Source organism: Herbiconiux ginsengi, assembly GCF_900107435.1.
GTDB lineage: Bacteria > Actinomycetota > Actinomycetes > Actinomycetales > Microbacteriaceae > Herbiconiux > Herbiconiux ginsengi.
Map to the genome: position 1 here is coordinate 95267 of NZ_FNPZ01000007.1, position 13929 is coordinate 109195.

Annotated in this window: 10 protein-coding genes; 2 read left to right on the top strand and 8 right to left on the bottom strand. The window is 67.5% G+C overall.

All coding sequences use genetic code 11. The features are described 5' to 3' along the window. The first annotated feature begins 51 nt into the window (after nt 1-51). A complete protein-coding gene (locus tag BLW00_RS21090) occupies nt 52-1461 on the top strand; it encodes an MFS transporter (RefSeq protein ID WP_092557946.1) in 1410 nt (469 codons plus the stop codon). Nucleotides 1462-1469: 8 nt separating this feature from the next. On the opposite strand, the gene typA is transcribed toward BLW00_RS21090, so the two are convergent. The 5 genes from typA to BLW00_RS21115 form a co-directional block, all read right to left on the bottom strand. Further along, nucleotides 1470-3380, bottom strand: a complete 1911-nt coding sequence (typA, locus tag BLW00_RS21095) for a translational GTPase TypA (RefSeq protein ID WP_092557948.1) — start codon at nt 3378-3380, stop codon at nt 1470-1472. A 53-nt stretch (nt 3381-3433) separates the two neighbouring features. Next, a complete protein-coding gene (locus BLW00_RS21100; protein WP_092557950.1) occupies nt 3434-5197 on the bottom strand; it encodes a dipeptide ABC transporter ATP-binding protein in 1764 nt (587 codons plus the stop codon). Further along, nucleotides 5194-6144, bottom strand: a complete 951-nt coding sequence (locus BLW00_RS21105) for an ABC transporter permease (protein ID WP_092557952.1) — start codon at nt 6142-6144, stop codon at nt 5194-5196. Before BLW00_RS21105 ends, BLW00_RS21100 begins: the two co-directional genes overlap by 4 nt. Beyond that, nucleotides 6134-7063 (bottom strand): ABC transporter permease, encoded by a 930-nt coding sequence (locus BLW00_RS21110; RefSeq protein WP_175494507.1) that lies wholly within the window; start codon nt 7061-7063, stop codon nt 6134-6136. Before BLW00_RS21110 ends, BLW00_RS21105 begins: the two co-directional genes overlap by 11 nt. A gap of 106 nt (nt 7064-7169) precedes the next feature. After that, nucleotides 7170-8786: a peptide ABC transporter substrate-binding protein gene (locus BLW00_RS21115; RefSeq protein ID WP_092557954.1), complete on the bottom strand. Its 1617-nt coding sequence runs from the start codon at nt 8784-8786 to the stop codon at nt 7170-7172. A gap of 200 nt (nt 8787-8986) precedes the next feature. On the opposite strand from BLW00_RS21115, the gene BLW00_RS21120 reads away from it, so the two are divergent. Further along, nucleotides 8987-9763, top strand: coding sequence for a CPBP family intramembrane glutamic endopeptidase (locus BLW00_RS21120; RefSeq protein WP_092557956.1), 777 nt, complete (start codon nt 8987-8989; stop codon nt 9761-9763). On the opposite strand, the gene BLW00_RS21125 is transcribed toward BLW00_RS21120, so the two are convergent. Genes BLW00_RS21125 through gcvH form a run of 3 tightly spaced genes read right to left on the bottom strand, consistent with a single transcriptional unit; the run spans nt 9760 to nt 13928 of the window. After that, nucleotides 9760-10536 (bottom strand): pentapeptide repeat-containing protein, encoded by a 777-nt coding sequence (locus BLW00_RS21125; protein WP_092557958.1) that lies wholly within the window; start codon nt 10534-10536, stop codon nt 9760-9762. The two genes, BLW00_RS21120 and BLW00_RS21125, sit on opposite strands and share 4 nt — an antisense overlap. Nucleotides 10537-10591: 55 nt before the next feature. Further along, the gene (gene gcvP / locus BLW00_RS21130; RefSeq protein ID WP_092557960.1) at nt 10592-13549 is read right to left on the bottom strand and encodes an aminomethyl-transferring glycine dehydrogenase; all 2958 of its coding nucleotides are present in this window, start codon (nt 13547-13549) and stop codon (nt 10592-10594) included. A 7-nt stretch (nt 13550-13556) separates the two neighbouring features. Beyond that, on the bottom strand, nt 13557-13928 hold the full coding sequence (gene gcvH / locus BLW00_RS21135; RefSeq protein WP_092557962.1) for a glycine cleavage system protein GcvH: 372 nt from the start codon (nt 13926-13928) through the stop codon (nt 13557-13559). Nucleotide 13929 lies beyond the last annotated feature (1 nt).

Genomic DNA, 13929 nt, shown 5'->3' on the forward strand with positions numbered 1-13929 from the left:
AAAACGTGCGGATCACGACCCCTGGCCGGGCGACGCGCTACGGTCGAGGGTGTGAGCAGCACGACGAGGACACCCGGACTGTTCTCGCGGCACTACCGGCTGATCACGATCGGGGCCATCTCTCTGGTGTTCGTGAGCGCCTTCGAGAACCTCGCCGTCACAACGGTCATGCCCGTCATCAGCGCCGAACTCGACGGCGCGGCGCTCTACGCCGTCGCGTTCGCCGCTCCGCTCGCCGTCTCCGTGCTCGGGATGGTCGTCGCCGGCACCTGGGCCGATCGCGCCGGCCCGCAGACCCCGCTCTACGCCTCCGTCGCCCTGTTCGTACTGGGGCTGCTGCTCGCCGGCACGGCCGTCACGATGGGCGCCGTGGTCGCCGGCCGACTCGTGCACGGACTCGGCGGAGGCGCCATGACCGTGGCGCTCTACGTCGTCGTCGCGCGCGTGTATCCGCCGTTGCTGCAACCGCGAATCTTCGGCATGTTCGCGGCTGCCTGGGTCATCCCGGCCCTCGTCGGCCCGTTCATCGCGGGCGTGCTCGGACAGACGGTCGGCTGGCGCTGGGTGTTCCTCGGCGTGGCGGTACTCACCGTATTCGCGGCCGTGATGGTCGTGCCTGCGATGCGCTCGATGCGGGCTCCGGATGACGCGCCGAGGCCTGCCTGGAGCGCCCCGCGCATCCTGTGGTCGCTGTTGCTGGCCGTCGCGATCCTCGGGCTCAGCCTGTCGACCGAACTCGACGGAGCCGCCGTCTTCGTCATGGGCGGCGCCGCGCTGGTGGTGGCGCTCGTGGCCCTGCGCCCGCTCGTGCCGCGGCGCACCCTGCTCGGCGCGCGCGGTCTGCCCACGGTCGTGCTGCTCCGGATGCTCCTGGCCGGCGGTTACTTCTCGGCCGAGGTGTACCTGCCCTACTTCCTCACCGGAGGATTCGGGTTGAGCCCGGCTCTCGCGGGGCTCGCGCTCACCGTGGCGGGCGTCGCCTGGGGCGCGTCGTCGTGGCTGCAGGGGCAGTTCAGCGACCGGCTCACCACGCGCACGAGCCTGCGCATCGGCACGGTGTTGGTCTGTGCGGCGGTGTCCGTGGTGCTCGCCACGGCGTTGCTCGGCCTGCCCGCGTCCGTCGCCATCGCGGGCTGGGCGGTCTCGGGCGCGGGCATGGGGCTGTGCTACCCGCGGCTCTCGGTGCTCGTGCTCGAATACTCGGCTCCGGGAAACCAGGGCTTCAACAGTGCGGCGCTGAACATCGCCGACGCCGCCGGCCCCGCGATGGCGCTCTCGCTGGCCGGCATCCTGTTCCAGGCCGTTGCCGGCCCCGGCGCCGCAGCGACCGCGGGAGGCGCCGGGGCGTTCGCGGCCGTCTTCGCTCTGGGCTTGCTGTTCACGCTGGGAGCCCTGGCCCTCAGCGGCCGCACCGGAACAGCGAAAGCGGCGACGGCCGAGGCCGCCACCGCTTCACGCTGACCGTGTGGTCAGGAGTTGTTGGCGCGCTTGAGATTCGCGGTCTTGCGAGCCCGCAGGTTCTGGTCGAGCTCGACCTTGCGGATGCGCACCGTCTCCGGCGTCACCTCGACGCACTCGTCTTCGCGGGCGAACTCGAGGCTCTCTTCGAGCGAGAGCTGACGTGACGGGGTCATCGACTCGAAGTTGTCGGCCGTTGACTGACGCATGTTGGTCAGCTTCTTCTCTTTGGTGATGTTCACGTCCATGTCGTCGGCGCGTGAGTTCTCGCCGATCACCATGCCCTCGTAGACCTCTTCGGTGGGGTTCACGAAGAAGGTCATGCGCTCCTGCAGAGCGATGATGGCGAACGGCGTGACGACACCGGCGCGGTCGGCCACGATCGATCCGTTGTTGCGGGTCACGATCGCGCCGGCCCACTCGTCGTAGCCGTGCGAGATCGCGTTGGCGATGCCGGTGCCGCGGGTGATGGTGAGGAACTCGGTGCGGAAGCCGATCAGGCCGCGCGAGGGAACGATGAACTCCATGCGCACCCAGCCGGTGCCGTGGTTCGACATGCCGTCCATCCGGCCCTTGCGGGCGGCGAGCAGCTGCGTGATGGCGCCGAGGTACTCTTCCGGGGCGTCGATCGTGAGGTGCTCGTAGGGCTCGTGCGTCTTGCCGTTGACCTGCTTCGTCACCACCTGGGGCTTGCCCACGGTCAGCTCGTAGCCCTCGCGGCGCATGTTCTCGACCAGGATGGCGAGCGCGAGCTCTCCACGGCCCTGCACCTCCCAGGCGGCGGGGTTTCCGATGTCGACGACGCGGAGGGAGACGTTACCGATCAGCTCGCGGTCGAGCCGGTCTTTCACCATGCGCGCGGTGAGTTTGTGGCCCTTGACCTTGCCGACCAGCGGCGAGGTGTTGGTGCCGATGGTCATCGAGATGGCGGGGTCGTCGACGGTGATCGCGGGCAGCGGTCGCACGTCGTCGGGGTCGGCGATGGTCTCGCCGATCGTGATGTCCTCGATGCCGGCGATGGCCACGATGTCGCCGGGGCCGGCCGACTCCGTGGGGAAGCGCGTGAGCGCCACCGTCTTCAGCAGCTCGCTGATGCGCTGGTTGGTGACGGTGCCGTCGTGCTTGACCCAGGCGACCTGCTGACCCTTCTTGATCGTGCCGTTGAAGACACGGAGGAGGGCGAGACGGCCGAGGAAGGGCGACGAGTCGAGGTTGGTGACGTGGGCCTGGAGCGGCGCCTCGTCGTCGTAGGTCGGGGCCGGGATGTGCTCCAGGATGGCGCCGAACAGCGGCTCGAGGTCGTCGTTGTCGGGCAGCGTGCCGTTCTCGGGCTTGTTGAGGCTCGCGGCGCCGTTACGGCCGGAGGCGTACACCACCGGCACGTCGAGGATGGCGTCGAGGTCGAGGTCGGGCACGTCGTCGGCCATGTCGGAGGCCAGGCCGAGCAGCAGATCCTGCGACTCCCCCACGACCTCGTCGATGCGCGCATCCGGACGGTCGGTCTTGTTCACCAGCAGGATGACCGGCAGCTTCGCCTCGAGCGCCTTGCGGAGCACGAAGCGGGTCTGCGGCAGCGGGCCCTCGGAGGCGTCGACCAGCAGCACGACGCCGTCGACCATCGACAGGCCGCGCTCGACCTCGCCGCCGAAGTCGGCGTGGCCCGGGGTGTCGATCACGTTGATGGTGATCGCCTTGCCGTTCGCGTGCTTGCCGTTGTAGGAGATCGCCGTGTTCTTGGCGAGGATCGTGATGCCCTTCTCACGCTCGAGGTCGTTCGAGTCCATCATCCGGTCGTCGGCATCGAAATGCGCGTCGAAGGAGTTGGTCTGCGTGAGCATGGCGTCGACCAGCGTGGTCTTGCCGTGGTCGACGTGGGCGACGATCGCGACGTTACGCAGGTCATCACGGGTGGCATGTGCCATGGGAAAAGTCCTCAGGAATTCGGGGGAAAAAGGGGGCGACGAGGCCCGATCCGCTAAACGCCCAGGGTGATTCCAGCGCCCGGAATGGCGTTCAGCAACTCCTTAGTATATTGCTCCTGCGGGTTGTCGAAGACATCGTCGGTCGAAGCCGCCTCCACGATCCGCCCCTTCTGCATCACGCAGACGTTGTCGGCGATGACGCGCACCACCGCGAGGTCGTGCGTGATGAAGAGATAGGTGAGCTCCAACTCGGCCTGCAGATCGGCCAGCAGCTTGAGGATCTGGGCCTGCACGAGCACGTCGAGAGCGGAGACCGCCTCGTCGAGGATGACGACGTCGGGCTTCAGGGCGAGCGCGCGGGCGATGGCGACACGCTGCCGCTGACCGCCGGAGAGCTCGTTCGGGTACCGCGTGATGAGCGACTGCGGCAGCGCGACCTGGTCGAGCAGCTCGAGCACGCGCTCCTTGCGCGACGTCCGGTCGCCCACCTTGTGCGTGTGGAGCGGCTCACCGATGGTGTTGCCGATGTTGCGCAACGGATCGAGCGAACCGTACGGGTCCTGGAACACCGGCTGCATGCGCCGGCGCAGATCGAGCAGCTGCTTCCCCTTGAGGGGAGCGACATCCTGGCCGTCGATCATGATCGAGCCGCTGGTGGGGTCTTCGAGGCGCAGGATCATCCGCGCGACGGTCGACTTGCCCGAGCCCGACTCGCCCACGAGGGCCGTGGTCGTGCCCTTCTCCACCGAGAAGTTCACCTTGTCGGAGGCGATGACCTCACCCGACGCACCCCGGCCCTGGCCGCGGATCTTGTAGACCTTCGTGAGGTCCTTCACCACGATGGCGTCGGGACGCTTGGTCGTGGGCAGGTGCTCGAGACGCTGCTCCGCGGCGGCGATCAGGTCGAGACCCTCGGTCACCGAGGTGGGCGCGTAGTCGAGGTCGCTCAGCGCGTGGGTCGCCGACTCGTGCGTCGCCGACTGGATGCGCCGCGAGGCCAGGCTCGGAGCCGCGGCCACGAGACGCTGGGTGTAGGGGTGGATCGGGTTCTGCAGGATCTCCTTCGAGGGCCCGGCCTCGACGATCTTGCCCTTGTACATCACCACGAGCTGCTCGGCACGCTCGGCCGCCAGGCCGAGGTCGTGCGTGATGAACAGCACTGCGGTACCGATGTCTCGGGTGAGCGTCTCGAGGTGGTCGAGGATGCGCCGCTGCACGGTCACGTCGAGAGCCGAGGTCGGCTCGTCGGCGATGAGCAGCTTCGGGCGCGACGACAGCCCGATGCCGATCAGCACCCGCTGGCGCATGCCTCCGGAGAACTGGTGCGGGAACTGCTTCAGCCGCTTGTCGGCATCCGCGAGTCCGGCCTCCCGGAGCACCTGGATGGCGTGGGCGCGCACCTCCTTGCGGCCGGTGGCGATGCCGTTGGCCCGGATCGTCTCCTCGACCTGGAAACCGATGCTCCACACCGGGTTGAGGTTCGACATCGGGTCCTGCGGAACGAAGCCGATCAGCTTGCCGCGGATCTCCTCCATCTCCTTCTCTGAGTACTTCGTGAGCTCCTTGCCGTCGAACTCGATCGAGCCGCCCGTGATGCGGCCGGGGCCGGGGAGCAGGTTGATGATCGCGTGCGCCGTGGTGGACTTGCCCGAGCCCGACTCCCCCACGATGGCAAGGGTCTGGCCCGGCATCAGGGTGAGGTCGACGCCGCGCACGGCGGGAACGACGCCCTCCGTGGTCTGGAAGCCGACCTGCAGGTCGCGGATCTTGAGCAGCGGAGCCTGCTCGTCGGACGATGCGGTGATGCGGTCGCTCATCGCTGAGCCCTCGCCTTCGGGTCGAGAGCGTCTCGGATGACCTCGCCGAGCATGATGAAGCTGAGCACGGTGATCGAGAGCGCGAGGGACGGATAGATGAGTGTCTGCGGCGCGGTGCGGAGGTCGGTCTGCGCCTGGCTTATGTCGTTGCCCCACGACATGGTCGAGTTGGGCAGGCCGACACCGAGGAACGACAGAGTGGCCTCGGCCACGATCGCCGCTCCCAGCGAGATCGTGGTGACCACGATGACCGGGGCGATCGAGTTGGGCAGCACGTGTCGGATCAGGATACGGAACCGCGAGACGCCGAGCGCCTGCGCGGCCATCACGAAGTCGGAGTTCTTCACCCGCAGGATCTCGGCTCTCAGCACGCGCGCGGTCGCCGGCCAGGCGAAGATGCCGATGGCCAACGAGATCACGAACACGTTCCGGTAGGCCGAGAACACCGACATGATGACCACGGCGGCCAGGATGTAGGGGATCGAGAAGAAGATGTCGCCCGCGCGGGAGAGCACGGAGTCGAGCCATCCGCCGTAGTAGCCGGCGAACATGCCGAACAGGATGCCGAGCACGGTGGTCAGGATGACCACGATGATGCCGACCGAGAGCGACGTCGAGGTTCCGTGGATGATGCGCGAGAACACGTCGCAACCCTGCTTGGTGAAGCCGAGGATGTGCTCCCCCGTCGGGGCGCCGTTGCTGTTGGACAGCTGGCAGTTGTCGTTCGGCGGCACCTGGGTGAACAGGTTCGGGAAGAACGCGACGATCAGCACGAGCAGGATGATCGCGGCCGAGATCCAGAACATCGGGCGGCGGCGCATGTCGCGCCAGGCGTCGATCCAGAGGTTGCTCGGACGGTCGCCGACCTTGACCGCGTCGATCGCGACGAGAGGGGTCTCCTCCAGGGGCGCGACGAAGTGATTCGAAGACGGAGTGTTATTTGACATAGCGGATCCTCGGGTCGAGAAGGCCGTACAGGAGGTCGACGACGAGGTTGACCACCAAGTAGATGAGCACCATCACGGTCACGAACGAGACCACGGTCGGGCCCTCGCCTCGGATGATGGCCTGGTAGAGCGTGCGCCCGACGCCGGGGACGTTGAAGATTCCCTCTGTGACGGTGGCACCCACCAGCAGCACGCCGAAGTCGGTGGCGGCATAGGTGACGACCGGGATGAGCGAGTTGCGCAGGATGTGCACGGGGATGATGCGGCGCCGGGTGAGGCCCTTGCCGTAGGCGGTACGCACGAAGTCGAGGCTCTGGGTCTCGATCACCGACGCGCGGGTCAGTCGCACGATCTGCGCGAACGTGATGCTCGCCAGCACGAAGGCCGGGAGTATCAGGTCCTGGATCGGAGCTCCCGACGAGACGGTGGTTCTCGCCCAGCCCAATTGGATGCCGAAGATGAACTGACCGACGAACGCGATCACGAAGATGGGCAGCGAGATGAAGATGAGGCTGACCACGAGCGCCGATGCATCGAAGAGCTTCCCCTTCCGCAGACCCGAGACGAGACCGATCAGCACGCCGCCGACGAATTCGATGAAGAGCGCCATGATGGCGAGCCGGATGGTGACCGGGAAGGTGCGCGCGAGGATCGCGGAGACCGGTTCACCCGAGAAGGAGGTGCCGAAGTCGCCGCGGAGGATCCCGCCGAGGTAGAGGAAATACTGCACGATGAACGGCTGGTCGAGGTGGTATTCCTGGCGCAGGCGTTCGAGCAGAGCAGGATTCGGGGTCTTGTCACCGAAGAGGGCGAGAAGCGGGTCTCCGGGCATCGCGAAGACCATGAAGTAGATGAGGAAGGTCGTACCGAGCAGGACGGGGATCGCCTGCAGAATACGCCTGAAGATATATCCGGCCAAAGGTCAGACCGTACCAATCGGGCTAATGGGCATCGTGTGCCACCTGGACTAGAGAACATGATACGGGGGCGACAGCCGATGGCCGTCGCCCCCGATCGAGCGAGAACTAGCTCTTGGTGACTGCGTAGTAGAGCGGAACCGAGTTCCAGCCGAACTCCACGTTGCTGACGGACTCGCTGGAGCCGCCCGTGACGTTCGAGTACCACAGTGGGATCGCCGGGAGGTCCTTCAGCAGGATCTCCTGGGCCTTCTGGAAGTCGTCGTTCGCCTCCGCGGTGTCGGTGGTCGACGAACCGGCCTGGAGCAGAGCGTCGAAGTCGGGGTTCGAGTAGTCGCCGTCGTTCGAGGATGCGTTGGTCGCGTACAGCGGGCCGAGGAAGTTGAACAGACCCGGGTAGTCGGCCTGCCATCCGGTACGGAACGCCGTCTGGATGGTGCGGTCGGTGATCGCGGTGCGCTGCTCGGCGAACGTCGGGTACGGAGCACCCGAGGCGTCGATTCCCAGCGTGTTCTTGATGCTGTTCGACACGGCGTCGACCCAGCCCTGGTGACCACCGTCGGAGTTGTACGCGATCTGGAACTTGGTGTCGCCCCAGGGCGAGATGGCGTCGGCCTGGGCCCACAGCTTCTTCGCCTCGTCCGGGTTGTACTTCAGCACGTCGGCGCCTTCGAGGGAGTCGCTCCAGCCGTCGATCACCGGGGAGGTGAAGTCGGAGGCGGGGGTGCGGGTGCCCTGGAAGATGACGTCGGTGATCTCGTCGCGGTTGATCGCCATCGAGAGGGCGGCGCGGCGGAGCTTGCCTTCCTCGTCGTTGCCGAAGTGCGCGAGGCGCTCCGGGATGGTGAACGACTGGAACACAGCGGACGGCTGGTTCACGGCGCGGTCGCCGAGGTCGGACTCGTAGGTGCCGAACGCGCTGTCCGGAACCGCGTCGAGAACGTCGAGGTTGCCACCGAGGAGGTCGGCGTACGCGGCGTCCTGGCTGGCGTAGAACACGAAGGTCACGCCGCCGTTGGCCGGCTTGCGGCCTCCGGTGTACTCGTCGTTGACGACGAGGTCGATCTTCTCGTTGTGCTGCCAAGCGTCATCGGAGGCCAGCTTGTAGGGGCCGTTTCCGATGGGGGCCTGACCGAAGGCGTCCATGTCGTCGTAGGCCGACTTGGGCAGCGGGTAGAAGGCCGAGTAGCCCAGGCGCAGCGGGAAGTCCGCGCGGGGCTCCTTGAGCGTGACGGTGAACGTGGTGGGGTCGACGACCTTGAGGCCCGTGAGGGGGCTGTCCTCGTCGTAGCTGAAGCCTTCGATGTCTTCGAAGAAGTAGCTGTTCAGCTGCTCGTTCGAGAGGAGGGCGCCATACTGCCAGGCGTCGACGAAGCTCTGCGCATCGACCGGGTCACCGTTGGTAAAGGTCAGGTCGGGCTTGATCTTGATCGTGAAAGTCTGCGAGTCGTCGGTGTCGATGGACTCGGCGACGTCGAGCTGGGGAGCGCCCGTCGCGTCGTAGTACTCGAGTCCGGCGAAGAGGGAGTCGATGATGCGCCCACCACCGGTCTCGTTCGTGTTGGTGGGGATCAGCGGGTTCTGCGGTTCAGAACCGTTCGCCGTGATGACCGCGGAAGAGCTTCCCGTGGGAGTGTCCGAGCTGCCGCTGGCGCAGCCGGACAGTGCGAGTGCACTCGCGGCAGCCAGCGCGATGGCGCCGATGCCTAACCGTCTGATTTTCAATTTTCCTCCTGTGCAAAATGCGGGCAAGGCGAAACCCCCTTATGGAGGGCGCAGCCTAAGGAAGTACCCTAAGTGGGGGTACCAGGAACGACAAAATGGTGGCCAAAAAAGTTACATACACGAAACTATCTCCGCTGGTTTATTGTGGATTTCCCACAGATTTCGTCGAAAACGAGCGCTGCGCGCAAGAAAGTGGAGTGATGACCCGAGCCACCGAATGGGCCCGTTTTCGCCGCCGTCGTCTGTGGACGGAGATCGGGATCGTGCTCGGGGTCTCGCTCGGCGCATCCGCGGTCTACTCGGTCGTCAATCTGATCGGCCGGCTGACCGCCGAGACCGCTCTGGCCGACCAGACCGCGACGATCAACGGAGCGCTGAGCGACCGCGCCTGGCTCGACCTCACCTATCAGCTGCTCGCGATCTTCTTCGACCTGGTGCCCGTGGCGCTGGCGTTCTACCTGCTCGCGATCTCCGGCGGCAATCCCTTCCGCCGCATCGGCTTCGACCTGAAGAAGCCGGCGAGCGACCTCGGGCGAGGTCTGCTGCTCGTGCTCGTGATCGGCGTGCCGGGCATCGCCCTCTACTTCGTCGGCCGCGCTCTCGGTTTCACCGTGAACGTGGTGCCCGCTCCCCTCGACACCTACTGGTGGACGACGCCGATCCTCATCCTCTCGGCCCTCCGTGCGGCGCTGCAGGAGGAGCTGATCGTGGTCGGCTATCTGTTCACCCGGTTGCGCCAGCTCGGCTGGGGGAAATGGCAGATCATCCTGTCGGCCGCCGTGTTGCGCGGCAGCTACCACCTCTACCAGGGCATCGGGCCCTTCTTCGGCAACGTGGTGATGGGGATCGTGTTCGGCTGGTGCTACTGGCGCTGGGGGCGCGTGATGCCGCTGGTGGTCGCGCACTGGATCATCGACATCGCCTCGTTCGTCGGCTACGCCTGGGCCTTGGCCACCTTCCCGGCGCTGTTCGGCTAGGCCTTCCGGCCTTTGCGATTGGCGAGGATGAACGCGACGATGCCGAGCACCACGAGCAGCCCGCCGCCGATGAAGCCGCCGATCATCAGGGTGTTGGGGGTCTCGCCCGAGCCGCTCTGCGCATCCGGGGTCTCCGCCACGGCGGTGAAGATCGGATCACTCGTGGCCGGGGCCGTCGGCGAAGCCGTGACGTTCACCGTGATCACGGCCTGGGCGGTGCCCGGGTCGTTGCCGGCGAAGGTGGTCGAGAGCTGACAAAAGATGTTCGAGGTGCCGATCGGGAAGGCCTGGCCGGACTCCACGGGAGTGCCGACGATCGAACAGCCGTCGAGCGTCAGCCCGGTCGGCAGGTTTGCGGCGAATTCGACCGGCGCTTGGCCGGAGGCGTCGGCCGTCACATCGATGGTGCCCGGCAGGATGCTCGAGTTCGTGAAGTCGGCGCCCACCACGCGCGTCGCACTGAAGTCGGCCCCGTCGAGCACCGCGCCGTCGAACTTGGCGCCCTGGACGTCGCCACCCGCGAAATTCGCGCCGGTCAAGGCGGCGCCGCGGAAGTCGCCCTCACCGAAGCGCGTGCCGCTCAGGTCGACCCCGGCGCATTGCGCGCCGCCCGGCCCGTTATCGCTCAACCGGTAGACGACGCAGTCGCCCTCGGCGAACACGGGGTCGGCGGCGAACGCCGGAGCTGCGCCCACGCCCACGAGCGCGAGCACGACGCCAACGATCAGGCCGGCCTGGAGACGAACGGAGCGGAAGCGCGGAGCGGCGGGCATGGCGAGAACCTTAGCAAAGCGCGATGACGCCGAACCTCGTTCGAGCGCTCGCGCCCTACTCGAAGGCCTCCGGTGGCGGGCAGGCGCACACCAGGTTGCGGTCGCCGTAGGCCTGGTCGATGCGGCGCACCGGTGGCCAGTACTTGCCCCGCACCAACAAGTGCACGGGGTACACGGCCCTCTCGCGGTCATAGGGATGCGCCCACTCGCCCTCGATCACCGACTGCGCCGTGTGCGGAGCGTTCCGCAACGGGTTGTCGTCGGCCGGCCACTCCCCGGCCGCGACCGAGTCGATCTCCTGCTTGATGCGGATCATCGCCTCGACGAAACGGTCGATCTCGGCCAGGTCTTCGCTCTCGGTCGGTTCGACCATCAGGGTGCCGGGCACCGGGAAGCTCATCGTGGGTGCGTGGAACCCGTAGTCCACGAGGCGCTTCGCGACGTCGTCGACCGATACTCCGGATGCCGCGGTGATCGCTCGCAGGTCGAGGATGCACTCGTGTGCCACCAAGCCGTTCTCGCCCGTGTAGAGCACGGGGAAATGCGGGGCCAACCGCGCGGCGATGTAGTTGGCGGCGAGCACGGCCGAGGCCGTCGCATCCGCGAGCCCCTCGAGCCCCATCATGCGCACGTAGGCCCAGCTGATCGGCAGGATGCTGGGGCTGCCGTACGGCGCTGCCGAGATCGGGCCGCCGGCGTGCTCGACGCGGCTTCCGTCGATGAGCAGGTGCCCGGCATCCTGAGCGAACATATGCCCCGGGAGGAATGGAGCCAGGTGGGCCTTCGCGGCGACCGGTCCGACGCCCGGACCACCGCCGCCGTGCGGGATGCAGAAGGTCTTGTGCAGGTTGAGGTGCGAGACGTCGCCCCCGAAGTCGCCGAAGCGGGCGAAGCCCAGCAGCGCGTTGAGGTTGGCCCCGTCGACATACACCTGTCCCCCGGCCTCGTGCACGAGCCGGCAGATCTCGGTGACCTCGTGCTCGTAGACGCCATGGGTCGACGGGTAGGTGATCATGAGCGCGGCGAGGCCGGCCGCGTGCTGGTCGATCTTGGCGCGCAGGTCGTCGAGATCGACGTTTCCGAGTTCGTCGCAGGCCACGACCACGACCTTCATGCCCGCGAGAACGGCGGATGCCGCGTTGGTGCCGTGCGCGCTCGACGGGATGAGGCACACCGTGCGATCGACGTCGCCGCGCGAGCGATGGTAACCGCGGATGGCCAGCAGGCCCGCGAGCTCGCCCTGGCTGCCCGCGTTCGGCTGCAGCGACACGGAGTCGTAGCCGGTGACGTCGGCGAGCCAGCGCTCGAGCTGGCCGATCAGCTCCAGGTAACCGCCCACGTCGCTCTTGGGCGCGAAGGGGTGGATGCCCGCGAACTCACGCCAGGTCACCGCCTCCATCTCACTGGCGGCGTTGAGCTTCATGGTGCAGGAGCCGAGTGGGATCATGCCGCGGTCCAGCGCGTAGTCGTAGTCGGCGAGACGCTTGAGGTAGCGCATCATGCTCGTCTCCGAGCGGTGGGTGTTGAACACCGGATGCGTGAGGAAGTCGCTCGTGCGCACCAGGTGCTCGGGGAGGGACGGTGCCACCTCGGTGATCTCCTCCGCCGCGGCGCTCGCTCGCCGAGCGCGCTCGAGGTTCGCCTCGGACGCGGCGCGCGCGTCGGTCGTCGCGATCGGTGGAGCGGTGACCGCGTCGAACACGATGGCGAGCTGGAGCAGTTCGGCATCGCCGGTGGTCTCGTCGACCGCGATGCCGATCGTGTCGTCGTCGTCGACCCGCAGCAGGATGCCCTGCGAGTGCGCATGCTCCGCGAGTCCGCGGGCCCGGCCGGGCACCCGCACCTGGAGGGTGTCGAAGTAGTCACCGTGCACGATCTCGTACCCGGCGGCCGCGAGCCGGGCAGCCAGGGAGCGAGCGGCCCGGTTGACCTCGCTGGCGATCGCACGGAGCCCGTCGGGACCGTGGTACACCGCATACATGCCCGCCATCACGGCCAGCAGCACCTGTGCGGTGCAGATGTTCGAGGTGGCCTTCTCGCGCCGGATGTGCTGCTCGCGCGCCTGCAGGCTGAGCCGGTAGGCGGGGTGCCCCGCGGCATCCACGCTGACCCCGACGAGCCGCCCAGGCAGCTGACGCTCGAGACCGGCCCGCACCGACATGTAGCCGGCGTGCGGCCCGCCGAAGCCCATCGGCACGCCGAAGCGCTGGGTGGTGCCGATCGCGACGTCGGCGCCGAGCTCTCCGGGCGAGGTGATGAGCGCGAGCGCCAGCAGGTCGGCGCCCACCACGGCGATCCCGCCGGCCTGGTGCACGATCTCGATCACGTCGGCCGGGTTCCAGACCCGCCCCGAGGCGCCCGGATACTGGATGAACACGCCGAACGCGTCGGCGGCCGGATGCGCGGGATGGTCGACCGCGTCGAGCACCATCTCGACGATCTCGATGCCGACCGCCTCGGCGCGCGAGCGCAGCAGGGCCTTCGTCTGCGGGAATGCGTCTGCATCGACGATGAAGCGGCGCGAAGTCGACTTGCTGGCGCGGCGGGCCAGCAGCATCCCCTCCACCGCCGCCGTCGACTCGTCGAGCATCGAGGCGTTCGCGGTGGCGAGGCCGGTGAGATCGGCCACCATGGTCTGGAAGTTGATCAGCGCCTCGAGCCGGCCCTGCGAGATCTCCGGCTGGTAGGGCGTGTAGGCCGTGTACCAGCTCGGGTTCTCGAGAACGTTGCGCTTGATCACCGCGGGCGTGATGGTGTCGTAGTAGCCGAGCCCGAGGTACGAGGTGGAGACCCGGTTCTGGGCGGCGAGGGCCCGGAGCTCGGCGACGGCCTCCCGTTCGGTCGCCGCCGGCGGCACGAGCGAGTCGGCCAGGGAGCGGTCGAACTGGATGGCGCGCGGCACCGCGGCGGCCATCAGCTCGGCGACGCTGGAGTAGCCCACCGCTTCGAGCATGTGCGACTGGGCCGCCGCATCCGTTCCGATGTGCCGGGAGGAGAAGGGGAGCTGGGTCATCGTGTGGTCATTCCCCGATCAGGGCGTTGTATTCGGCGAGCGAGAGCAGTTCGGGCAGCTCGGTGAACTCGACCTTGAGCAGCCAGCCGGCGCCCAGCGGGTCGCTGTTCACGAGCTCGGGCGCGTCTTCGACCGCGGCGTTCTTCTCCACCACCGTGCCGTCGACCGGGGCGAAGAGCTCGCCCACCGACTTGGTCGACTCGATCTCGCCCACGACGCTGCCGCCGGCGATCTGGGTGCCGGCCGCGGGCAGATCGAGGTACACGATGTCGCCGAGCTGGGCGGCCGCGTAGGCGGTGATGCCGATGGTGGCGACCGTGCCCTCGACGAGCACCCACTCGTGTTCGGAGGTGTAACGGAGTTCGCTCTGGTCAGTCATG